15 protein-coding genes are annotated in these 23,894 nt (G+C 57.8%); 14 read left to right on the top strand and 1 reads right to left on the bottom strand.

Annotated features, from left to right (window positions below):
- The first annotated feature begins 6 nt into the window (after positions 1 to 6).
- From BMW84_RS22750 to BMW84_RS22685, 14 genes are all read left to right on the top strand, one after another.
- Entirely contained in the window at positions 7 to 1,128 is a 1,122-nt protein-coding gene (locus BMW84_RS22750) for a GerAB/ArcD/ProY family transporter (protein WP_091072470.1), read from the top strand.
- A gap of 119 nt (positions 1,129 to 1,247) precedes the next feature.
- Positions 1,248 to 2,060: an aminoglycoside phosphotransferase family protein gene (locus tag BMW84_RS22745; RefSeq protein WP_175499013.1), complete on the top strand. Its 813-nt coding sequence runs from the start codon at positions 1,248 to 1,250 to the stop codon at positions 2,058 to 2,060.
- A gap of 13 nt (positions 2,061 to 2,073) precedes the next feature.
- Positions 2,074 to 2,616, top strand: a complete 543-nt coding sequence (locus tag BMW84_RS22740; protein WP_175499011.1) for a DUF1697 domain-containing protein — start codon at positions 2,074 to 2,076, stop codon at positions 2,614 to 2,616.
- A 197-nt stretch (positions 2,617 to 2,813) separates the two neighbouring features.
- The gene (locus tag BMW84_RS22735) at positions 2,814 to 4,886 is read left to right on the top strand and encodes a glycosyltransferase family 39 protein (protein ID WP_091072464.1); all 2,073 of its coding nucleotides are present in this window, start codon (positions 2,814 to 2,816) and stop codon (positions 4,884 to 4,886) included.
- Between the two features lie 56 nt (positions 4,887 to 4,942).
- On the top strand, positions 4,943 to 5,947 hold the full coding sequence (locus BMW84_RS22730; RefSeq protein WP_091072462.1) for a glycosyltransferase family 2 protein: 1,005 nt from the start codon (positions 4,943 to 4,945) through the stop codon (positions 5,945 to 5,947).
- A gap of 211 nt (positions 5,948 to 6,158) precedes the next feature.
- On the top strand, positions 6,159 to 7,739 hold the full coding sequence (locus BMW84_RS22725; protein ID WP_254773110.1) for an ABC transporter substrate-binding protein: 1,581 nt from the start codon (positions 6,159 to 6,161) through the stop codon (positions 7,737 to 7,739).
- 138 nt (positions 7,740 to 7,877) lie between these two features.
- Positions 7,878 to 9,602, top strand: coding sequence for a sensor histidine kinase (locus BMW84_RS22720; RefSeq protein ID WP_091072460.1), 1,725 nt, complete (start codon positions 7,878 to 7,880; stop codon positions 9,600 to 9,602).
- A gap of 295 nt (positions 9,603 to 9,897) precedes the next feature.
- Complete coding sequence (locus BMW84_RS22715; RefSeq protein ID WP_091072458.1) at positions 9,898 to 11,463, top strand: response regulator; 1,566 nt, start codon at positions 9,898 to 9,900, stop codon at positions 11,461 to 11,463.
- Between the two features lie 208 nt (positions 11,464 to 11,671).
- A complete protein-coding gene (locus BMW84_RS22710; RefSeq protein WP_091072456.1) occupies positions 11,672 to 12,589 on the top strand; it encodes an ABC transporter permease in 918 nt (305 codons plus the stop codon).
- An 18-nt stretch (positions 12,590 to 12,607) separates the two neighbouring features.
- Positions 12,608 to 13,543 (top strand): carbohydrate ABC transporter permease, encoded by a 936-nt coding sequence (locus BMW84_RS22705; protein WP_091072453.1) that lies wholly within the window; start codon positions 12,608 to 12,610, stop codon positions 13,541 to 13,543.
- Positions 13,544 to 13,581: 38 nt separating this feature from the next.
- Positions 13,582 to 15,159 (top strand): ABC transporter substrate-binding protein, encoded by a 1,578-nt coding sequence (locus tag BMW84_RS22700; RefSeq protein ID WP_091072451.1) that lies wholly within the window; start codon positions 13,582 to 13,584, stop codon positions 15,157 to 15,159.
- Between the two features lie 160 nt (positions 15,160 to 15,319).
- On the top strand, positions 15,320 to 17,389 hold the full coding sequence (locus BMW84_RS22695; protein ID WP_091072449.1) for a beta-galactosidase: 2,070 nt from the start codon (positions 15,320 to 15,322) through the stop codon (positions 17,387 to 17,389).
- Positions 17,390 to 17,592: 203 nt separating this feature from the next.
- A complete protein-coding gene (locus BMW84_RS22690) occupies positions 17,593 to 20,238 on the top strand; it encodes a glycosyl hydrolase 53 family protein (protein WP_254773120.1) in 2,646 nt (881 codons plus the stop codon).
- A 186-nt stretch (positions 20,239 to 20,424) separates the two neighbouring features.
- Positions 20,425 to 22,155, top strand: coding sequence for an S-layer homology domain-containing protein (locus tag BMW84_RS22685; protein ID WP_175499007.1), 1,731 nt, complete (start codon positions 20,425 to 20,427; stop codon positions 22,153 to 22,155).
- Positions 22,156 to 23,297: 1,142 nt separating this feature from the next.
- On the opposite strand, the gene BMW84_RS22680 is transcribed toward BMW84_RS22685, so the two are convergent.
- Positions 23,298 to 23,864 carry an FAD-dependent oxidoreductase gene (locus BMW84_RS22680; RefSeq protein ID WP_091072441.1) on the bottom strand — a complete coding sequence of 189 codons (567 nt, stop codon included), beginning with the start codon at positions 23,862 to 23,864 and terminating at the stop codon, positions 23,298 to 23,300.
- Between the last annotated feature and the right edge of the window lie 30 nt (positions 23,865 to 23,894).

Raw genomic sequence — 23,894 nt, 5'->3', positions numbered from 1 at the left:
AGCGGCTTGTCCAAAGAGATTATACCGGCGGGGCAATCCATCAGCATCGCCATCCTGTTCATTACCGGCAGTTCGTTGTTTATGGGAGTCTCGGGCGAATCCGGGAACAGCAAATGGATTGCCCTGATCATTGCCATTCTGCTGGCAATCCCCCTGATGCTGATTTATGCGCGGCTGCATGTGCTCATGCCGGAGAAAAACTTGTACGATATGCTGATTGCGGTCTTCGGCGCTGTCCTCGGGCGCGGAGTGTCCTGCCTGTATATCTGGTATGCCCTGCATCTTGGGGCGTTGGTGCTGCGCAACTTCGGGGAATTCAGCAAGACGGTTGCTCTGACCGACACGCCGATGCTGGCGCCGATGCTGGTGTGCGGGCTGCTCTGCATCTGGGTCGTACACGCCGGTATTGAGGTGCTGGGGAGGAGCGCCAAGTTCCTGCTCCTGTTCACGCTGACGGTGATCGTATTCGTGCAGATTCTTTGCGTGCCCCAATTCGAATACCATAACCTGAAGCCGCTGCTGGACAGCGGCTGGGGCCCTGTGTTCCGCGATGTAGCGGGCACGTTTACCTTTCCCTTCGGCGAAATTGTGATTATGTTGGGCGCATTCAGCGCTTTTCCCCGGAAAGGTTCGGCCAAGCGTGTGCTTCTAACCGCTACGCTGATCGCGGGTTTTATCATTCTGGCCGTTACGCTCCGCAATTTGCTGATGCTGGGGCCCCAGATTTTGTCCAGCCTCTATTTTCCCGCTTACGTAGCTGTCAGCCGGATCAATATCGGCGATTTTCTGACGCGGATCGAGGGCTCGGTGGCCATTGTTTTCGTGACGGCACTGTTCGTCAAGGTCAGCTTATGTCTGTATGTGGCCTGCCAGGGCATCGTTAAGGTCCTGAATCTGCAAAGCTATCGTTCCGTAGTGCTGCAGATCGGCCTGATTATGGTTTATCTGGCCAGTTTCGTATATGAGGATATTATGCAGATGCAGTATTTTGCGTATCACATCTATAAGGTATACGCCTTTCCGTTCCAGGTGATCATTCCGGTTATGCTTTGGCTGGGGGGGGAGTGGGTGCACCGGAAGCGCAGAGGGGGCAGCCCGGCATCCGGCACTTCGGAGAATCAGGTTTAGTTCTAGTGCTTTCCGGCGTACGGGACCGTACTACGTCAGGGGAGCTTTTTTATTTCCATTTATTTCAGCCTGCGGCTATAATTTAGAAGATCAAATTTCAGGTTGAACGGGGGAGCGTCTTGCTGGGGAAACGGATTGGCCAAGGACGGACTGCGGATGTATGGGAATACGGGGAAGGAAGGATTGTTAAGCTGTATTACGAAGAAACTCCGGTGCAGGGAATCGACTGGGAATACGCCGCCGGACGATATGCCTTCGAAGGCGGCGTAAGGACGCCCAAGCCGGCGGAGCGCCTGACGCTGGATGGGCGCGAAGGCATCGTATTCGACCGGGTGCATGCACCGACGCTGCTGAAACGGATCGGGGAACAGCCCTTGCGGATCAAAGCGTTCGCAGGGCAACTGGCCGGGCTGCAGTTCAGCTTGAATCAGCTGGAGTGCGGTAATGACATTCCAGACCTTAAGGAGCACCTGCGCTGGAGGATCTCTGCTGCGCCGATGCTGACCACGGGGGAGAAGTCGGATGTGCTCGCGGCACTTGAGCGGCTTCCTGCAGGCAACCGGCTTTTGCACGGCGATTTCCATCCGGACAACGTGCTCGCGGATGAACCGCCTTGGATCATCGACTGGATGAACGCCGCACGCGGGACGCCGGCGGCGGATGCCGCCCGGACGCTGCTGCTGCTCGAAATGGGCGCCATGCCGCCGGGAACGCCATTACCGGTTAAAGTCGTTACCGGAATCGTGCGCAAGCGGCTGGCCACGCAATATTTACGGGCTTATCTGCGTCTGTCCGGGCTTAGCTCCTCCGATATCGGCGCATGGATTGTGCCTGTCGCGGCGGCGCGCCTCTACGAGGGCATTCCGCTGGCGGAGAAGGAGAACCTGGCCCGCGAGGTGCGGCGGCGGCTTGGCAAGCGGCAGCATAATTAGGGGGATGAGGGCAGTGACTACTTATATCGCGCTGTTGCGCGGCATCAATGTGGGCGGCAACCGGATCATCCGGATGGCGGAGCTGAAGACAATGTGCGAATCGCTTGGCCTGGAGAAGGTCCGAACGTATATCCAGAGCGGCAACATTGTTTTCGGAAGCGCTGCGGAGGCTGGTGAACTGGAACGGCTGCTCCACCGCAGCATAGAAGAGACCTTCGGCTTTCCAGTTGATGTCATGGTCCGCAGCCTGGAGGAGCTTGAGGCGGTGATCGCAGGCAATCCGTTCCCGCTGACTACGGCCGAGGAATTCAAACGGCTGTACGTGACTTTTCTTAAAGAGGAGCCGAAGAAGGAAGGGCTGGAGAAAGTGGCGCAAATCGCGGACGGCGCGGACAAGATGATCATGAAGGGCAGAACCATGTATACGCTCTATGAGATCAGCGTGAGCAAGTCCAAGCTGTTTCAGATGCCTCTGGACAAATGGCTGGGCACCACTTTGACGGCCCGCAACTGGGCCACTACGGGCAAGCTGGCCGAACTTGGCCGCGGGCTGTGACTTTGGCCGGATTGTGATGTTCAACACATAGTATAGATTCTGCAGTAAGGCCCCGTCATGCGGGGCTTTTTTTGTTTTCAGCAAACATTCAGCTAGCGCTCATTATGAGTTAAGGTACAGGCGCGATAATACAGCTATAAAAATAGATTCAGCGGGCAGGCGGCTAAAGACTGTCCGATCGGGATAGGAGTGAAGAGATGAACGTAATCAGAAAAAGCAGGTTTGACGCCATATTGCTGCTCATTTCGCTGCTGGCGGCGGTTTTGTATGGCTATGGCATCTGGAATGATCATTATGTCAATACCTACTACACGACTGCGGTTGGCAGTATGCTGCAGAGCTTCCATAATTTCTTTTTCGCCTCGCTGGATTCGGCAGGCTCGGTGACGGTGGATAAGCCGCCGGTTACCTTCTGGATTCAAACACTGTTTGCCTGGGTCTTCGGACTGCATGGCTGGAGCGTCATTCTGCCGCAGGCGCTGGGCGGCGTCGGTTCGGTACTTCTGGTGTATGCGCTGGTAAAACCGTCCTTCGGACGGGCGGCGGCCAGACTGGCTGCCCTCGTCATGGCGGTTACGCCGGTTGCGGCAGCGGTCAGCCGTACCAATAACATTGATGCGATGCTCGTATTTACGCTGCTGCTGGCGGCCTGGTTTTTATTCAAGGGTGCACGTACCGGAAAGGCCGGCAGCCTGATTGCGGCTTTCGCCCTGATCGGCGTCGGCTTCAACGAAAAGATGCTGCAGGCGTATATGGTTCTGCCGGCGTTTTATCTGTTCTACCTGCTGGCGGTAAAGCTCAAGTGGAAGAAAAAGCTCGGCGTACTGGCGGCTTCCACCGCCGTCCTGCTGGCGGTTTCATTGTCCTGGGCGGTTATCGTAGATTCCATCCCTGCGGATAAACGCCCGTATATGGGCAGCAGCGGCACGAATTCGGTGCTTAATCTGGCCTTTGGCTACAACGGCGTATCGCGTCTGACCGGCGACCGGAGCACCGGCGGCGGAGGCGGCATGCCGGGCGGAGGCAGCGGCATGTTCCGGGGCGGCCAAGCGGGTGGCGGCATGCCGTCATGGAACGGCGGCGAAATGCCGGGGATGAACGGCGCGCCGGGGCAAGGCATCGGCAACGGCGAAGACGGCCGCGGCATGCGCGGTCAGATGCCAAGCGGAGACGACGGCTCAGGCCGCCAGTTCGGCGGGCAAGGCTTTGGCGAAGGCCGGGGCGGCGCTCCGGGCGGAAGCGGCGGCGGAATGTTCAACACCGGCACCGCAGGCCCGCTGCGGCTGTTCCAGTCCGCGCTGTCCGGTCAGGCCAGCTGGATGCTGCCGTTCGTACTCTTTGGCTGCATCGGGATATTTGCCTCCCTGCGGCGGAGAAACTTCATTCAGCAGCATAAAGAAGCGTTGTTCTGGCTGGCTTGGCTTGTGCCGGTGATGGGCTTCTTCAGTATCGCCGGGTTCTTCCACCAGTATTATCTGATCATGATGGCACCTCCGGTCGCGGCACTTGCCGGCGCCGGCTGGCAACGCCTGTGGACTTACTACAGCGAACGCGCCACTTGGCTGTCGTGGCTGCTGCCCGTCGCGGTACTTGCGACGGCAGCTTTCGGATGGTACATCGTCCATCCATACGACGCCACTATCGGCGCCGGCTGGTCGATCACCATTCTGGCGGCGGGCATTGTCGCCGCGCTGTTGCTGATCGTCCTGCGGGTCATCCGCAGCGCCGGCCGCCCGTTCACCCGGACGGCCGCGGTGCTCGGCCTCCTCGTTCTGCTCATCGGTCCGACCTACTGGGCGTTTACGCCGATCACATACGGCGGCAACAGCATGACGCCGGCGGCGGGACCGGAAGGGGGCGGTATGGGCGGCCGGGGCTTCGGCGGCCGAGAAAGCACCTCCGGCGTCAACGAAAGCCTGCTCACCTATCTCAAAGAGCATAATACGGGTGAGAAATATTTGTTTGCCGCGATGGATTATTCGACAGCCGGCCCGTACATTATCGACGAGGGCGAGAACGTCGTCATTCTGAACGGTTTTAATGCTTCCGACGTGCCTTACACGACGGATACGCTGAAAGAGATGGTCGCCAGCGGCAAAGTGAAATACTTCCTCGTCTCCAGCGGCGGCATGGGCGGCGGCCGGGGCGGCAATTCGGAGATCACAAGCTGGATCACCGAGAACGGCACCGAGGTTCCTGCATCCGAATGGCAGGGCAATGGCGGCGGAATGGGCGCAAGCGGCACGTTATATGAAGTGACGGTACAGTAATTTGGCATTCCGGAAATCTTTTTCGGGATCTTTACAATAAATCAGGAGGTGCAACCATGGACAAGGTTCGCTATTCCATTATTATACCGATGTACAACGAAGAGGCCGTCATCCAGGAGACGTACCGAAGAATCAAAAAGGTGATGGACCATACGGGAGAGTCCTATGAGCTGCTGTTCGTCAACGATGGCAGCACGGACAATTGTGCGGCCATGATCGAGGAGTACAGCTATTGGGACGGTAGCGTGAAGCTGATCGATCTGTCCCGCAACTTCGGCCACCAGATCGCCATCACGGCAGGGATGGATTATGCCGCCGGCGATGCGATTGTCATCATCGACGCCGACCTGCAGGACCCGCCGGAGTTGATCCTGGACATGATCAGCGAATGGCGCAAGGGCTACGAGGTGGTGTATGCCAAACGCGTAAAGCGGCGCGGGGAGTCGCTGTTCAAAAAGTGGACGGCGAGCGCCTTCTACCGTATCCTCCGTTATTGCACCGACATCGCCATTCCGGTGGACACCGGCGACTTCCGTCTGATCGACCGCAAGGTGAACGATCAGTTGAAGCGGCTGCCGGAGCGCAACCGTTTTGTCCGCGGACTGGTGAGCTGGGTCGGTTTCCGCCAGAAGGCGATCGAATACGAGCGCGACGAACGGCTGGCCGGGGAGACGAAATATCCGCTGAAACGAATGATCAAGCTGTCTCTGGATGGAATCACCTCCTTCTCGACCAAACCGCTGAAGCTGGCCGGCGTGCTTGGCGGCTTGCTGTCGGTATCGGGCTTTCTTTATCTGATGTATGTGCTGTACATGGCGATTTTTACGGATTCGGCGGTCAAAGGCTGGGCTTCCATGACCGGCATTTCCCTGGTCTTTAACGGCTTTGTTCTGCTCATGCTGGGCATTCTCGGTGAATATGTCGGCCGGATCTACGACGAGACGAAGGGCCGCCCGCTGTATATCGTGCAGGAGGTATACGGGCGGAGCGTCGAGGAAGAACCGAAGACGCCCGAAGCGACCCCGCAGGTCCGGACGGAGGTTGCTTCGCTCCGGCGCTGACGGCGAGCTCGGGAATCATGGCGTGCATAAGCTGCGATGGGGATGCCCACCCGCGTTATGCGCGCCATTTTTCGCGTTTGGGCTGAAATTTCTCCGCAAGTCGTTGCAAAAGTATGCGATTTCGTTGTCCGGCTGAATTTAGTTGCCCCCCCATAAGTCCGTATACTACAAGTGTAAACGGTTACATCCAGCTGATAGGGGGATTAGTCGAATGAAAAAGAAAAACGGGGCACTGCTGATGACGGGAGTGCTGATGGCTTCGATGCTGGCCGGATGCGGCAGCAATAACGGAGGCAATGGAAACGGAGCAGACCCGCAAGCTTCGGCGGCGGCGACCGAGGCGCCAGCATCCACGCAAGCTGCGGATTCGGGAGCGGTAGATACGTCGAAGGCTGTAGCGCTGAAGATGATTTTTGTCGGACCAAAGCCGCTGGATTATGATGAAGTCTTCGGCCAGATCAATACGAAGCTGCAGGAGAAAATCAACACCACCATTGAAGGCGAGTTTCTGGACTGGTCGGACTGGGCGCAGAAATATCCGCTGAAGCTGGCGGCCAACGAGGATTTTGACCTGATTTATGCCGCCAACTGGGCCGGCTACAACGATCAGGCGCTCAAGGGCGGCTTCCTGGAGATTACGGATGACATGATCCAAAAGTATGCGCCGATGACCTGGAAGGCGATGCCGCAGGTGAACTGGGATCAGGCGAAAGTACAGGGCAAGCTGTACATGATTCCGCAGAACCGCGGCGAGTCCACGGAGAAGCTGGTCGTATACCGGGAGGACCTGCGCAAGAAATATAATTTGCCGGAGATCACCAGCCCTGAAGCTTATGCCACTTATCTGAAGACGGTCTCCGAGAAAGAGAAGGGCGTCACGCCGTTCACGCCGGAGACGGGCGACTGGAAATTCCACAACCTCGACCACGTGCTGCTGATGCAGCAAAACGAATGGAATATGCTTACGTTCGATATGCCGGTAGCTTTCAAGATGGACGATCCGGCAGGCAAAGTATTCAATGTCTACGAGACGCAGGAATTCAAGGATCTGGTCAACTATTACAAGGATTTGGCCGACAACAACGCCTGGTCGAAGAGCGCGCTGAACAGCAAGCTCGACCATCAGCAGGAATTCCGCGAAGGCAAGACTGCTTCGATTACGCATAACCTGGGCACGCTCGGGGCACTCATGACCGACATGCGCGAGAAAAATACGCCTTACGAGCTGGCGCTGGCCGATCTCACGCCGGACAAGAAAAAATCTGTAGCCATCTCCACGCAAAACGGATTTGCGATCCACGCCACTTCGCAGAACGCGGAGCGTTCGCTGATGGTGCTGGACCTGCTCCAGAACGACAAGGAACTGCATGACCTCGTGATGTACGGCGTTGCCGGCGAGCACTACAATGCGGTCGGAGACGACAAGTATACGAACGCTGAGAAGAACGCTAACTACACCGGCTTCTCCAACTGGGGCTTCAACTCGCCGCTGAACCGCGACAACGCGACCTTCCCGGAAGAAGCAAATGCGCTGTCCGCCAAGTGGGAAGGCGAAGTGTATCATTATCCGCTGGAGACCTTTGTGTTCGATAACAGCCAGGTCAAGACCGAAGTCGCCAACGTCGGCAACGTGATGCTCCGTTACGGCATTCCTTTGGAATACGGCATGGTCAAGGATGTAGACAAAGGCATTGCCGAGCTGCAGAAACAAGTCAAAGCCGCCGGCATCGACAAAATCATCGCAGAAATTCAACGTCAGATCGACGAATTCCTGGCCAATTCGGCCAAGTAGTGCGAAAGGGGCTGCCGGCCATAAGCCGGCGGCCCTGCTTGCCTTTACGGATATGCAAAGTCTCCGGAGCTAAACCTATCTGGAAGCGTTCTTTCAGGGTATAATAAATGTCACAAATCCAGATGCGGGAAGTGCGCAATGAAAAAATACATGCCGTTCACCTACAAAACGATGATTCCCTATCTGCTGCTGGTGCTGCTGACGGACGCCATCATCGGTTATATCGCTTATTCCATGCTGGTTGGCTCGCGGACCGAAATGGCGGAGACAAACATCCGTACCGGCATGCAGCAGGCCCGGAGCAATATCAGCTACCAGATGGATGAAATCCAGCGGATGAGCGATACGCTGTTCGGGAGCATTTCCTTTCAGCGTGCCCTTCAAAAACGCGGCAAGCCGCTCGATATCTACCTCGTTATGATCGACGAGATCGTGCCGCAGATTCAGTCGCCGCTCAAGCTGTTCGGCAACAACATCCGCCTCATGCTGTATACCTTTAACGACGACCTCAACATCGTTTCCGGCGATAACCTAAGCGAGCAAATCAAGCGGAGCGATTATTATATCCTGCCTTACCAGGAGATTGTGGACAAAGAGTGGTACAAGCAGTTCAAGGATTCCCAGCGCGACAATATCTGGCTGCAGATCGATACCGACAAAAAGCTGGGCAATATCTCGCACATCCGCCGGCTGGTCTCCTACAGCGACTACAAAACGATTATCGGATACGTCCGGATTACCGCCTCGCTCAGCGATCTGCTGGGCAACTTCGATACGTTTCCGGTCGATCAGGGCATTACGCTGCGGCTGCTCGATTCGCAGTCGAATGCGCTTCTGTACGAGCGCGGCCAGAAACGGACCGCCGACGAAGTGGCGAGCGGCGCCTATCTGACGCTGCGCGAAGACATTCCCGGTACCGGGTTCGTCATCGAGACGCTGATTCCTCCCGGCTACCTGCATAAGGATGCGGGACGGATGCAGCAGCGCATCATTCTCGTGTGCAGCGTAAGCTTTATCGTAATGGCGGCGATCGGGCTGCTGGTTGCGCGTCTGTCCGGCCGTAAAATGTCGCGGATCGTCCGGCTGGTCCGTGCCTTCCAGGAGGGCAATTTCCAGAAGCGCATCAATTTCTCGGGCAACGACGAATTCGTGCAGATCGCGGATGCTTTTAACGTCATGGGGAAAAATATCCAGGAGCTGATCAGCCGCGTCTACGTGCAGGACATCCGCCGCAAGCAGGCGGAGCTGGAGGCGCTCCAGTCGCAGATCAATCCGCATTTCCTGTATAATACCCTCTCCACGATCAGCAGCCTGGCCAATCTCGGGGAGGCGGAGAAAGTGACGGAGATGGTGCAGGGGCTGTCGCGCTTCTACCGCCTGACGCTGAATCAGGGCCATGCTTATGTGGAAGTCGCGCAGGAGCTGCGCCAGGTTGAGACCTACCTGGAGATCCAGAAAGTCAAATATGCCGACGCCTTCAACGTGCATGTGCGGGTCGATGAGGACATCCTGCATGCCCCCATCCTTAAAGTGATTCTCCAGCCGTTTGTGGAAAATGTGTTCAAGCATGCCTGGTTCGACGAGTCCATCTCGATCGTGCTGGTCGCTGCGCGCATCGGTACCGATCTGGAGCTGAAGGTCATCGACAACGGCATCGGCATGAGGCCGGAGACGGTGCGGGCCATTATGGAGGGCAAGGTCGACTCCGCCGGCTACGGCGTCCGCAACGTGGACGAGCGCATCAAGCTGCGTTACGGCCCGTCCTACGGCGTCACGATCGCCAGTATTCACGGCGCCGGGACGACCGTGCGTATTCTGCTGCCGCTGGAGCAGCCGGCTTTGCCGGAGGCGTTGGAAGGGTAAGTGATGCCCAAAAGATAGAGGGCAGGAAGGAGCGGCGGAGGGGGAGGTTTGGAACTGGAGGAGCGGAAGCGACCGCCTTTGTCTCCGGATTTCAACCGCGAAAGCCGGTTTCAACCAAGAAATCTGGAGACAACAGCGGCCGAAAGTCCAAACATTCACCGGAGTGGTCTCCTGATCTGAACTCTGATCGATCCCAATCGTTGCAAAAGTATATGTTTTTATTGCCCCGCTCGGATATGCGGCGGCGGCATGACATTTTATGCTGGAAGAATAGAGGCGAAGGAGGGATGGGGCAGTGAGTATCAATGTGCTGCTGGTGGACGACGAGGCGGTGGATCTGGAATGGCTGCGCCGGCGCGTGCTGGGGAGCGGGCTGGACCTTACGGTCGCGGGCACGGCGAACAACGGCTTTGGCGCGCTGAAAGTGATGGAGGCGGAGCGGATCGATCTGATCCTGTCCGATATCCGGATGCCGATCATGACCGGGACGGAATTCGCCCGCAAAGCGAAAGAGATCAACCCGAAGGTGAAGGTGGTCTTCATCAGCGGGCATGAGGATTTCAATTACGCCAAGGAAGCGATCCAGCTCAGCGCCTCGGCGTACCTGCTGAAGCCGGTCGAGGATGCGGAGCTGTACCGGACGCTGGGCGAGCTGTGCCGCAGCGTGGAAGCGGAGCGCGAGGAGAGCCGCAGCTTTACGCAAGCGCTGTCGCTGGTGAACGAGGAGCTGCTGCTCAAGTGGCTGCACAGCGACGAGCGGCAGTGGGAATGCATCAGCTCGTTCCTTGACCCGATTCTGGAGGGCGGGACCGCTGCTGCGCTGATCGAGATCGACGATGTGGACTGGAAAATGAAAGGCAAAAGCGAAGCCGAGCGGCGGGCCGAGATCGGCGAAGCCGTGCGGCAAATGCGCGAATTCTCCGCCGAATATCAGCTGGGCACGTTCATACAAGGCCATCAGGACCGCTGTTTGCTGCTGGCGCTGCCGCCGGAGGAACGGTTTTTGGAATATGCCGCGGAACTGGTGCGCCATGTCGCCCAGCATACACCGTTTACCGTGACCCTTTCGGTCGGCGGCTTTGCCGAAGACGCGGCAAGCTTGTGGGAATCGTATCAGAATGCCCAGGCGGCGCTCAGCGCCAAATGGCTGCTTGGCAAAAACCGGGTGCTGCGGGAAGCGACGCCCGTCTCTTCGCCCGAGACCGTTACCCGTCAGTTCGACGAGCAGACGGAGGAGCTGGTGAAGGCGATCGAACAATACGATCTCGTCAAGATCGACGATTGCCTGCTCGGCTTGTTCGGCGGCAGCATGACTCCGGCCAGCAAAAACGAAGCGTACGAGCTGATCGTGCGGTTGACCTCGAAGCTGCATGCCGAGCTGCTGAAGATGAACGAAGATTTGTACGAGCTGCTCCGCTGGGAGAGCCAGCAGCCGGATCTCTTGTTCCGCTTCGAGACGGTGCATGACGTTGTCTCCTGGCTGCGACGGCGCTTTTTCGAGCTATCCGAGCTATTGTATGTGAAACGCCAGCGGCAGAAGCGCAAGCTGATCGATGCCATCATCGCTTATGTGGAAGACAATATTGAGACGAAAATTACGCTCAAGGAAGTGGCCGCGCATTTCGACTTCACGCCGAACTATCTCGGCTTCCTGTTCAGGGAAGAGACCGGAGAGCATTTCAGCGATTTTCTGAACGAGCGCCGGCTGAAGCGGGTATGCGAGCTGCTGACCGACCCGTCGCTTAAGATTTACGAGATTGCCGACCGGATGGGCTATAAAAATATCATCTACTTTAACCGCCAGTTCAAGCAGAACCTGGGCCTTACACCGGGCGAATACCGGAAGAAGCAGAAAATCTAGCAGCAACACTCGGGAAGCGGGCCGGTAGGCCCGCTTTTTCATAAGATCAGAAAATATGGGTTTTCGGGGTCCCTGCAAACCTGACTCCGCTTCGAAGTCGGAGCAATCGTAGAAAAAGTATTAGTTTTAATTGCTGGCGTCAATTTTGGCGGCACGCCCGATCCCCTATACTTGAGACATAGCAGAGAAGGAAAGAGGGAGTGACACAATGAGACAAGGCTTTTGGAGCGACGTGAAAAAATACCGGACATTGCTGCTGATGCTGCTGCCGGGCGTGCTGTTTTTTCTGCTCTTCGCTTATGTGCCGATGGCCGGTGTGGTGCTGGCATTCAAACGCTACGATTACAGCGGCGGGATCTTCGGCAGTCCGTGGAACGGCTTCGCGAACTTCCGGTTCTTTTTCGAATCGGGCGACGCATTCAGAGTTACGCGCAACACGGCGCTGTACAATATCGCTTTTATTATCGTGAATAACGTACTGCAAATCTTCGCCGGCATCCTGCTGTTCGAGGTTGCAGGCAAATGGTTCCGCAAGGTGACCCAGACCATACTGTTCCTGCCGTACTTTCTGTCCTGGGTTGTGGTCGGCGCCATTGCGTACAACCTGTTCAACTTCGACGTCGGCACGATCAACTCGCTGCTCACTTCGCTGGGCTTCGACAAGATCGACATTTACAATACTCCGGCTTACTGGCCGTTCATCCTCGTGCTCGTTTCCGCCTGGAAGGCGGTCGGCTACGGAACGGTTATGTACCTGGCCGCGATCACCGGGATCGATACCGAAATGTATGAGGCTGCCGAAATCGACGGCGCGAACATTTTCCAACGGATCATGAAGATCACGATTCCGAATCTGATGCCGACGATCATCATTCTGGTGCTGCTGGCGATCGGCAACATTTTCCGCGGCGACTTCGGGATGTTCTACAACATGGTCGGCAACAACGGGCTGCTGTTCTCGTCGACGGACGTTATCGACACCTTCGTATTCCGGTCGCTGATTACCTCCAACGATATCGGGATGTCGGCTGCGGCGGGCTTCTTCCAGTCGGTTCTAGGCTTCGTCACGATTCTGCTGGCCAACTACGCGGTACGCAAATACGACAGAGACCACGCCCTGTTCTAGGCGAAAGGAGAGATACCTATGAGTTCAACCGCAATTGGCGGCCAAGCAACGCTTCAACCGGCAGGCAAGACCAAGAGATCCCGGGACCGAATCATTCTTGCGGTAGTCGGATACACCTGCCTGACGTTGCTCGCCGTGTTCTGCCTGCTGCCTTTCTGGCTGGTGGTTTCGTCCTCGCTGACCGATGAACAGGCCATTACGCTGCACGGCTTCCAGCTTATCCCGGCGACATTCTCGACCGAGGCGTACCATCTGCTCTTCAAGTATCCGGGCGAAATGCTGCGGGCTTACGGCATCACGATTACCGTCACGGTGATCGGCACGGTCCTCGGGCTGTTCCTGACCTCGATGACGTCCTACGTGCTGGCCCGGAAGGATTTTAAATGGCGCAACCATTTCTCCTTCTACTTCTTCTTTACGACGCTCTTCAGCGGCGGCCTGGTGCCGTGGTACCTGCTGATCGTCAACTATCTGCACCTCAAGGACACGCTGTTCGCCCTGATTCTGCCGATGCTGCTGAACGTGTTCTACATCATCGTCATGAAATCGTTTATGGGCGGCATTCCGGAAGCCATTGCCGAATCCGCCAAGATCGACGGCGCCGGCGACTTCACGATCTACGCCAAGCTGATCATTCCGCTGTCGAAGCCGGTGCTGGCGACCATCGGGCTGTTCATCGCCCTGGCTTACTGGAACGACTGGTACAACGCGCTGCTGTTCGTCTCCAAGTCGGAATTGATGCCGCTGCAATATTATCTCTACAAAATGCTGGGCAACATGGACGGCATGCGCAAAGCGATGATGCAGGCCGGCGCCGTGGTGAATACGAACATTCCTACGGAAAGCCTGAAGATGGCGATGACCATCGTGGCGACCGGGCCGATCCTGCTGGCTTACCCGTTCATCCAGAAGTACTTTGTGCAAGGCATGACCATCGGGGCCGTCAAAGGCTAAGAGAAATGAACTTATATTCCTTAAGGGGGAAAAGAAACATGAAAAAGCTTAAAAAATCGTCCATTCTGGCCCTCGCCGCAACGATGACGATGGCCGCGGCGCTGACCGCCTGCGGAGGCAATTCCAATAACGGCAACGCTGCCGCTACGGCGGAAGCGTCCAACGCTCCTGCGGCTTCGGCCGATGCAAGCGGCGCTGTAGATACCTCGAAAGAAGTTAAACTCAAAATGATCATGGTCGGCGGACAACCGGCAGACTACGCGGAAGTATTCGGCAAGCTGAACGAGCTGCTGAAGGCCAAGATCAATGCCACTGTAGATGCCGAGTTCCTCGACTGGGCAGACTGGACGCAGAAATATCCGCTGAAATTCGCCGCAAACGAAGACTTTGATCTCGTCTATACCGCCAACTGGGCATTTTACAACGACCAGGCGCTGAAGGGCGGCTTCATGGAGCTGACCGACGATATGCTGCAGAAATATGCGCCGCAGACCTGGGCGGCGATGCCTTCCGTATCCTGGGACCAAGCGAAGGTAAATGGCAAACTGTACATGGTGCCGAACAACAACCAGGAAGTGACCGACAAAGCCGTGCTGGTCCGCGAGGATCTGGTTAAGAAATACAACCTTGAGCCGGTAACGAGTCCGGAAACCTATGCGACCTACCTGAAAACCATTGCCAAGAACGAAAAAGGCGTAAGCGCGTTCGGCGCCAAACCGGCGGACGGCTGGAAATGGCATGAACTGGATCAAATCCTGCTGGAACAAAAGAACGACTGGAACCTGGTCGACTACAGCTTCCCGCTGGCTTATAAGCTGGACGATGCCACCGGCAAAGTGTTCAACGTATACGACACGCCTGAGTTCGCCAGCCTGCTGAAATACTACAAAGATCTGGCTGACAACGGCGCCTGGTCGAGAAACATCGTCAGCAACAAAAACGACGTGTGGCAGGATATGAAGGCCGGCAAAGTCGGTTCTTATGCGCAAAACCTGGGTACGCTCGCTGCCAACATTCAGGAAGCCCGCCGCGATACGCCGAACGTAGAAATGGCTGTAGCCGACCTGACGCCGGACAACAAAAAAATCGGTGCCATCTCGACACAGAACGGCATGGCGATCCACGCGACTTCGAAGAATGCGGAACGTTCCCTGATGCTGATCGACCTGCTGCAGAACGACAAGGAAATTCATGATCTGACCATGTACGGCATCAGCGGCAAGCATTATGAGCAAGTAGGCGACGACAAGATGAAAGCCGGCCCTAGCGCGGCTAACTATACCGGATTCTCCAACTGGGGCTGGAACTCCCCGCTGAACCGTCAGGACGAAGCTTATCCGCAGGAAGCCAACGACATTCTGGCGAAATGGGAAGAAAAAGTATACCATTTCCCGCTTGAGACTTTTGTGTTCGACGACAGCAAGGTGAAAACGGAAGTCGCCAACATCGGCAACGTGATGCTGCGTTACGCGATTCCGCTGGAATACGGACTCATCGACAACCTGGAAGAAGGCCAAGCCGATCTGGTGAAACAGCTCAAATCGGCCGGCATCGACAAAGTGCAAACCGAACTGCAAAGCCAGATCGACGCGTTCTTGGCGAACCAGTCCAAATAAGACCGTCGCCCGTCCGAAGGCGTCCGCGCTCCCGCACGGGCCCCTTCGGGCAAGCGGCAACGCCGGTGCGTGTGCCCGGAAAAAGGGAGACGTCGTCTCCCTTTTGTTTTTTTACGGCAAGCCTGCCTGACCTGAACCTAACTACAAAGGAGAGTATCCCATGACTACGAAATTTCCGCCGATCAGCCCAAAACTGCCCGTGTTCATGCACGGCGCCGATTATAATCCCGACCAGTGGCAGCATGATCCGAAGGTGCTTGAAGAAGATATCCGGCTGATGAAGCTGGCCGGCTGCAATGTAATGGCTATCGGCATTTTTGCCTGGGCCGCACTGGAGCCGGAGGAGGGCGTATTCCAATTCGAATGGCTGGACCGCGTGCTCGATAGCTTTGCCGAGAACGGAATTTATGCCTGGCTGGCTACGCCAAGCGGCGCGCGTCCGGCCTGGATGTCCGAGAAATATCCCGAAGTGCTCCGGGTAGAGAAGAACCGCGTCCGCAATCTGCACGGCATGCGCCATAATCACTGCTTCACTTCGCCGGTCTACCGGGAAAAGGTGACGATCATGAATACCAAGCTGGCGGAGCGTTATTCCCAGCATCCGGCGGTGCTCGGCTGGCATATCTCCAACGAATACGGCGGGGAATGCCATTGCGATTACTGCCAGGAGGCCTTCCGCGGCTGGCTGCAGCGTAAATACGGCACGCTGGACAAACTGAATATGGCCTGGTGGGCCTCATTCTGGAGTCATACCTACACCTCATGGTCCCAGGTGGAATCGCCTGCGCCGCATGGCGAGAGCATGGTCCACGGACACAATCTGGACTGGCGGCGGTTCGTATCCGATCAGACAATCGATTTCTACAACCATGAGATCAAACCGCTCAAAGCGGTCAATCCTGACCTGCCGTGCACAACCAACTTCATGGACTGGTTCTATGGCATCGACTATCGCGAATTTGCCAAAGTGGTCGACGTCATCTCCTGGGATGCGTATCCGACCTGGCATGAAAAAGCTTCCGATGCCGCCATTGCCGCCTGGTTCTCGTTTAACCACGACATGTTCCGCACGTTGAAGCATAAACCGTTCATGCTGATGGAGAGCACGCCGAGCCTGACGAACTGGCAGCCGGTCAGCAAGCTGAAGAAGCCGGGCATGCACAAGCTGTCTTCGCTGCAGGCCGTTGCCCACGGCTCCGACACCGTGCAGTACTTCCAGTGGCGCAAGAGCCGGGGGGCCAGCGAGAAGTTCCACGGCGCGGTCATCGACCATGCCGGGCATGAGCATACGCGCGTCTTCGGCGACGTAGCCGAGCTGGGCCGGACGCTGGCCGGACTGACGGAGCTGCTTGGAACGAATGTGCCGGCGGAAGCGGCCATTCTGGCCGATTGGGACAACCGCTGGGCGGTGAACGATGCCCAAGGTCCGCGCAACGGCGGCCTGCACTATGAGCAGACGGTAGTGCAGCATTACAAGGCGCTGTGGGAGCTGGGCGTGCCGACGGATATCGTAGGCTCGGAGGACGACCTCTCCGCCTACAAACTGCTGATTCTGCCGATGGCTTACCTGCTTCGCGAGGAGACAGGCAAGCGGATCGACGCGTTCGTCAAAAACGGCGGCACGCTGGTGTCGACCTACTGGACCGGTGTCGTTGACGAAAATGACCTCTGCTATCTGGGCGGGTATCCGGGACCGCTGCGGGAGACGCTGGGCATCTGGGCGGAAGAAATCGACGGCCTGCACGACGACCAGCAGAACCGCCTGATTCTGGAGCAGGGATCCGCGCGGCTCGGCTTCGGCGGAGAATACGCGGTGCATGAATTGTGCGAGCTCATCCACACCGAAGGCGCCCAGACGCTGGCAGTGTACGGGGACGATTTCTACGCCGGCCGTCCGGTGCTTACCGTGAACGAACGCGGCGCCGGCAAAGCGTATTATCTCGGCGCGCGCGTCCGGGATGACGCCTTCTACGAGGCGTTCTACAATAGCCTCGCCTCCGAAGCGGGCGTGCGCCGCGCGCTGGACGCCGAGCTGCCGGCGGGCGTAACCGCCCAGCTGCGCAGCGACGGCGAGCACGATTATGTCTTCGTGCTCGGCTTCTCCGGCCGCGAAGAGACGGTCACGCTGGACGGCGCGGCCTACACCGACGTCGAGACTGGAGAGCCGGCCGCAGGAACCTTCACGCTGCCGCCTTACGGCTTACGCGTGTTGAAACGAAGCGCGCGCTAAGCGCAGGCAGGCAACCCGCCCGGGACTCCGGGCGGGTTTTTTTGCACATCAAGAATAGAACCAGGGGTTGTACCGCCGGGATGATATCAAAAATTTGCAGGATCGTTGAACGTATATAAGGATTCGTTGTTTGCCTCGCTGTCGGGCACGCGCGTTTCTGCCCTACAATGGTAGAGAAATTATGGAAGGGGGATCTATTGACGATGAAACGGGCCAACCGGAAACGAAAAGGTTTTATGCTCGTCATGGCATTTTTGTTAACGCTTTCACTCTGGGCTCCGGGAGCTGCCCGGCAGGCAAACGCCGCCGCGGTGCTGTCCGACCCGAACACGTTCATCAAAGGAGTGGACATCTCTACTCTCCAGGCAATTGAGGACAAAGAACTGAAATATTACGAGAACGGGCAGGAGAAAGATCTTCTGGCGATTCTCAAGGAGCATGGAGTCAACTACGTCCGGCTGCGGGTTTGGAATAACCCGACCGAATCGGACGGTTACAACAACAAGGCGAAGCTGCTCGAGCTGGCGCCCCGGATCAAAGCGGCGGGCATGAAGCTGCTTGTCGACTTCCACTATTCGGACTTCTGGGCCGACCCCGGCAAGCAGGTCAAGCCTGCGGCCTGGACGAACCTGAGCTTCGCCGACCTGAAACAGGCGGTCTACGATTACACGGCCGAAGTCTTGAATGCGCTGAAGGATGAAAACGCTTATCCGGATATGGTGCAGGTAGGCAACGAGATCAACAGCGGCATTCTGCTGCCGGACGGCGCGGTGGGCAGTTTCGACAATCTGGCCGCGCTGCTCTCCGAAGGCATCCAGGCGGTACGGGATACGACGCCGCAGGGGCAGACGACCAAAATCATGTTGCATCTGGCCGAGGGCGGCAACAACGCGAAATTCCGCAGCTTTTTCGACCAGGCTAAAGACAAGGGCCTCGATTACGATGTCATCGGCTTGTCCTATTATCCGTACTGGCACGGTACGTTCCAGCAGCTTAAAACCAACATGAACGACATGGTCAGCCGCTACGGCAAGGAAGTGGTAGTGGCCGAAACGGCCTATCCGTTTACGCTGGACGACGCCGACAACGCCGGCGGCAACATTGCCGGGGCGAACGAAACGTTGGCCGCGGGCTTTGAGGCTTCGGTCGAAAACCAGAAGCTCGTGACCGAGACGGTGCTGAACACGGTCGCGCATGTCGACGGCGGCAAAGGGCTTGGCGCGTTCTACTGGGAGCCGGCCTGGCTGTCCGGCGTAGGCTGGAAGTCCGGCGACGTCAACGGCTGGGAGAACCAGGCGATGTTCGATTTCAAGGGCAACGCGCTTCCTTCGCTGGAGGCTTTCGAATTTGAGCCGGGTGATATCACGACAGCGCCAATCAAGGTGTATGCCTCCGAAGGCGTAACGACAGTCAAAGGCGTCGCGCCGACGCTGCCTGCCACGGCAAGCGTGCTGTACAACGACGGCAGCATCCAGCAGGCGCCCGTGACCTGGGATGCCATCGCGCCGGAGCAACTGAGCAGCGCAGGGCAATTTACCCTGCAGGGCAAGGTGGACGGACTGGATGAAAAAGCGTCGATCGCCATCAAAGTGCTGGCGAGCCAGAATGTCGTGCTGAACCCCGGATTCGAAAGCGGGATGACAAACTGGACGGTTACGGGTACGGCGGCCGGGAAAATCGATAGCACAGCGAATAACGCTCATGCTGGCAGCAAGTCCTTTAACTACTGGTACGCGTCGGATTATGCCTACAAGCTGTCCCAGACGGTTACGGGGTTGGAGAACGGCGTCTACACCTTGAAGGCTTGGGCTTCGGGAGGAGGCGGCGAGACCAAACTGCGTCTGTTTGCGGAAGGGTCGGGCGGCGATGCGGCCTACGCGAATGCCGTCAATACTGGCTGGAATGTATGGCGTCAATACACGGTCGATAATATCGTGGTAACCAACGGGCAAGTAACGATCGGATTTGATGTGGAAGCGCCCAAGGAAATATGGGGTAACATTGATGACTTCGAGCTGATCCGTGCCACCCAGCCTGCAAGCACATTGAACGGCGGAGGCAGCACGGTGAATCCGGGTTCCTCGTTCGATTTGACCTTTGGCCTCGGCAGCCTGGAAAAACCGTTCCGCACCGCGGAGATGTCGCTGCGCTACGATCCGGCCAAGCTGGAATTCGTCGAAGCCAAATCCCAGTTGAACGGACTTGAAGTGGTGCAGCAGACGGTAAACACCGACAAGAGCGCAGCTTATGTTGTGCTTGCGGCAACCGGCGGTACCGTGTCGAATGAGCCGGCGCTGCTGAAGCTGACCTTTAAAGCCAAAGCCAATGCGGCCAGCGGCGCAGCGTCCGTAGAGGCGGCGAACGTTTCGGTATCGGACGGCGACAGCGTGACTTCGGCTGCCGGAGCAACGGCGACGGTAACGATCGCGGCGCAGGCAGATAAAACAGCGCTGGCGGCAGCCATTACGGCAGCGGAAGCCAAATTGGCCGCTACCAAAGAAGGCGCATTCCTCGGCGGGTATTCAACCGAGACGCGTAAGGCGCTTTCTGACGCCATCAACGAGGCCAAAACGACGAATGCCGATACCACGGCCGGACAGGCGGCCGTCGACGCCGCCGTAACGAAGCTGAATGCTGCGGTTCAGACGTATCTGGCTTCCGCGTATACACTGGATACGCTTGGTGCTCCGGTAACGATTAAGGATCTGGCGAATGTCTCCAAGGCCTATGGCCAAACGGACAGCAGCGCAGACTGGTATCTCTACAAGCCGTTCGACGCCGACCATAACGGCAAGATCGACATCCTGGATCTGGCTGCTACAGCGAAGAAGATACCTGGGAAATTTTAATCAGATAACGACGACGGCAGCAGGTGTCCTGGATCTCATCGTCAATCCAAGAAGTTCCGGGATGATTTGAGGCGGGGATGACGCTGGATGGCTTGCAGGACAGGATTACGGGACACATGCTGCCGGGTTCGCACACGGAGTCGCGGAGTTGGCCGTCCGTCGGCAGTTCAAGGAGGAGAACAGAGGATGAGAAGAGCAGGTACACAAGCGGGAAGGCGTTCTTTTCTGCTGCTGCTTGCGGCGCTGCTGATGGTGCCCGGAGGCGTGGCGGGCGGCATTGGGACCGCCGCCGCGGCGGGCAGCGGCAGCGATGCCGTTCAGGTTACAGACGGTACGCCGGATTTGGCCGGCGCGGTGCTGTCGCTGAGCGCGCCGGCCGGCAAGGTCGGGAGCGAGCTGACCGTTACGGTGAAGGGCGACCGTTTAGCGGATGTTTACGCTTATGAGTTTGAAATGGACTATGATGCGTCCAAGCTGGAATATGTCTCGGCATTTTACGGATCGCAGGGGTTAGGCGTGCCTGCATCCGGTCCGGCCGGGACGCTGAAGCTGGCGCATACGCTGGTCGGCGCGGAGACGGCAGGCATTGACGGCAGCGCAGCGCTGCTGACGGTGACGTTCCGGGCCAAGGCGGCCGGAACGGCGGCCTTGGCGCTGAAGAACGTCAAGCTGGTGGACAGCGCGCTGCACAGCGCGGCGCCGGCATCGGCCGGCAGCATAAGCGTCCCGATCGCCGCGGCAGATAGCGGCGGCAGTACAAGCGGCAGTGATAACGTGAGCTCCGGCAATCCGGCGGGGCAATCCGCCGGGACGAAGACACTCACGGTCACCGCGGCGCAAGCGGCGACAGCCGTCTCCGGCGGCACCGCTTCGCTGGCGGTGCCCGCCGGAACCGGAGCCGTGCGCCTGCCCGCGGAAACGCTGGCCGCGATTGACGGGCAGACGGTCGCGCTGGACGGCGGCAGCTTTACGCTGGAGCTGCCCGCCGCGCTGATGCAGACGCTCGGCCAGCGTGCGGCAGCGGCAAATGCCGCGCTCGTCATCCAGGCCGAGCCGGTTACCGCGGGGGATGCCGCAGCGCTGCTGGAGCGCGGGGCGTCCGGCCGCACTATGACCGGCGTAACCTCCGCCGGGGAAGCCTACACCTTCTCGCTGTCGCTGGAGAAGGCAGGAGCAGCGGCGGAGCACATCGCCGCCTTCGACCAGCCGCTGACGCTGACGCTCCGGGCGGCAGCCGGGGCAGACCGCGATGTGACCGGCATTTATTACATCGCGGCGGACGGCAGCCTGGATTACATCGGTGCCGCTTGGAACGGCGATGAAGTCTCGGCGCCGGTAAGGCATTTCAGCACCTATGCGGTGCTGAGCGTGGAACGCGGCTTCGCCGATGTTCCGGCGGGCCACTGGGCACACGGCGCCGTGCGGGCGCTGGCCGCGAAGGGCATCGCCGCAGGCAATGGCACGGCGTTCGAGCCGGGCCGGGACGTCACGCGCGCCGAATTCGCGGCGATGCTGACCCGGCTGCTGGGGCTCCGCGCCGGCAGCGCCAGTTCTGCCTTCACCGACGTGAAGGCAGGGACCTGGTACGCGGATGCGGTAGCCGCAGCCGCGGGGGCGGGCATTGTCACGGGGCGCAGCGCCGTGACGTTCGATCCGGCGGGTACGCTTACCCGCCAGGAGATGGCCGTGATGCTGCTGCGCGCATACACGTACCAACATGGCGGCGCCGCGGGCAGTCCCGCCGCAAGCGCCGCGGCCTTCGCGGACCTCGCTCAGGCCGCGCCTTGGGCGGCGGATGCGGTACGAAGCGCATCCGCGCTCGGGCTGGTGCAGGGGCGCAGCGCAGGCCGGTTTGCCCCGGCGGCGACGCTGACCCGCGCGGAAGCGGCACAGGCGCTGTACGGCTTACTGGAATAGGGGGTTTGCCGCGGATGTAATCCGTGCACGCGCTGAATCCTTTTGGCGCAGGGTACATGACTCCATGCAGGACATATGTTTCCGAAAGGGTACATCGCGCACGAGCCTTTATACAAAAAAGCAGAGCAGCTACTCCTTTACGGGAGGCAGCTGCTCTGCTTTTTAGAACGGAAGAAGGATAATCCTTCGGCTTCATTGTGTTTTATACAGCAGAACAGCCCCGAAAGGGTTCAAATTTCTGCTGACATAGGAAAACGGTTGAGAAAAAATCAAATGCCAAAGGTTAATTTCCCCTAAAGTGGGGATTTGCACACCAAATCACAAAAGGAGGAAGCTTGTCTCACATTTATCTCAAATTTTTGCTTCTCAGATGGTAGTGGTCAATTTTTACGTTGGAATGGCTTGGAAGAAAGGCATTCGGTACACAACCACTTCGCTCAAGCATTAACGGTGTGCAAAACCATGCGCTTAGACGCGGCGCGTGACCGTCTGCTTGGGCAACATGGGCGTATGCAATTGCAAATCGCTCCTTCATCCCCCACCCTAACGGACATAAGCGCCGCTATTTGCGGGAAATAGGCCTATTTCCCGCTATAACGGACACCAAAGCCGTTATTGCCTTCAATAACGCTGGAAATTAGCCATTTGGAGGGAAATAGCGGCTCTCAGGTCCGCAAGGTACACTCAATACGCGTTTTGGGCGAAATAACGGCTCTCAGGTCCGTTAAGCGTAAATTAGCAGTACATTTCGCCAAAGCTAACATAGGAAGGACAATTGGAAAAATAGTCTTACACAAAAAATTGGTTCCTCCTAAAGTGGTAGTTACCACACCACATCACAAAAGGAGGGAACTTGTCTCAAATTTTAGCTCCTCAGATGGTGGGTGGTCATGCCCGAAAACCCAAATTCCATTGTCCTAAATACAACGCGGCAAGAAAAAAGCGTGTTTTCGCCCGATCGATTGCACCAAATACAACGTAGCGTCCAGCAGCCTGCCGTAAAATGCAAAGGAGCCGACCATAACCGTCATTTCATGACGATAGGTCGGCTCCTTTTGCCTTCGGTCAGTGCTGAAGCCGCGGGATGCGGAAAGCCATTCGCTCACGTTCCTAGCGATTCGCGCACGCCCGCAGCCACTCGCTTACGCTTTCAGCAGGTCGTGATCCACATATCTTGCGCCGTTGAGCTCGCTGATAATGTTGATGGCGACCTTGGCGCCGTCTCCGGCGGTTATGATCGCATGCACGCTGACCCCGGCCAGCGTTCCGGCAGCATAGAGACCGGGTACGTTGGTTTGGCCTTGGGCGTCCACGACGGCCACGGTTTTAATTCTCGGCTCGGTGCCGTCCTTGGTCTCGGCGCCTGCTTTGGCCGCAAGGTCGCTGAGCACGCCGGTGGCAAGAATGACGTATTTGGCTTCGAAGGAGGTACCGCTTTCCGTTTCGATGACAAAACCTTCTTCGCCGCGCACCAGATTGACAGCCTGATCGCTGACGAACTCGGCCCCGAATTTGACGGCTTGCTTGTGGCCGGTCTCGACGAGATCCGGTCCGCCGATTTCGGCGATGCCGTAATAGTTCTCATACCAGCCTCTGCGGGTCATCCCTTTGTCGTTGTCGATCAGCAGCGTCTTTTTGCCCGCTTTGGCGGCGAACAGCGCTGCGCTGGCTCCGGCCGGGCCGGCGCCGATAATGGCGATTTCATACATGGACGATTCCTCCTGAATGCAAATGGAATA

The sequence above is a fragment of the Paenibacillus sp. NFR01 genome, from assembly GCF_900111565.1.
Lineage (GTDB): Bacteria > Bacillota > Bacilli > Paenibacillales > Paenibacillaceae > Paenibacillus_AQ.
Note: the sequence above shows the minus strand (reverse complement) of the source record. Positions and strands in the feature narration are given on the sequence as shown.

Bases quoted from the DNA above. Each gene is read 5' to 3' on its own strand.
- BMW84_RS22735 (WP_091072464.1), top strand. From the start codon at position 2,814: ATGAACGTAATCAGAAAAAGCAGGTTTGACGCCATATTGCTGCTCATT.
- BMW84_RS22730 (WP_091072462.1), top strand. From the start codon at position 4,943: ATGGACAAGGTTCGCTATTCCATTATTATACCGATGTACAACGAAGAG.
- BMW84_RS22725 (WP_254773110.1), top strand. From the start codon at position 6,159: ATGAAAAAGAAAAACGGGGCACTGCTGATGACGGGAGTGCTGATGGCT.
- BMW84_RS22720 (WP_091072460.1), top strand. From the start codon at position 7,878: ATGAAAAAATACATGCCGTTCACCTACAAAACGATGATTCCCTATCTG.
- BMW84_RS22710 (WP_091072456.1), top strand. From the start codon at position 11,672: ATGAGACAAGGCTTTTGGAGCGACGTGAAAAAATACCGGACATTGCTG.
- BMW84_RS22705 (WP_091072453.1), top strand. From the start codon at position 12,608: ATGAGTTCAACCGCAATTGGCGGCCAAGCAACGCTTCAACCGGCAGGC.
- BMW84_RS22700 (WP_091072451.1), top strand. From the start codon at position 13,582: ATGAAAAAGCTTAAAAAATCGTCCATTCTGGCCCTCGCCGCAACGATG.
- BMW84_RS22695 (WP_091072449.1), top strand. From the start codon at position 15,320: ATGACTACGAAATTTCCGCCGATCAGCCCAAAACTGCCCGTGTTCATG.
- BMW84_RS22690 (WP_254773120.1), top strand. From the start codon at position 17,593: ATGAAACGGGCCAACCGGAAACGAAAAGGTTTTATGCTCGTCATGGCA.
- BMW84_RS22685 (WP_175499007.1), top strand. From the start codon at position 20,425: ATGAGAAGAGCAGGTACACAAGCGGGAAGGCGTTCTTTTCTGCTGCTG.
- BMW84_RS22680 (WP_091072441.1), bottom strand. From the start codon at position 23,864: ATGTATGAAATCGCCATTATCGGCGCCGGCCCGGCCGGAGCCAGCGCA.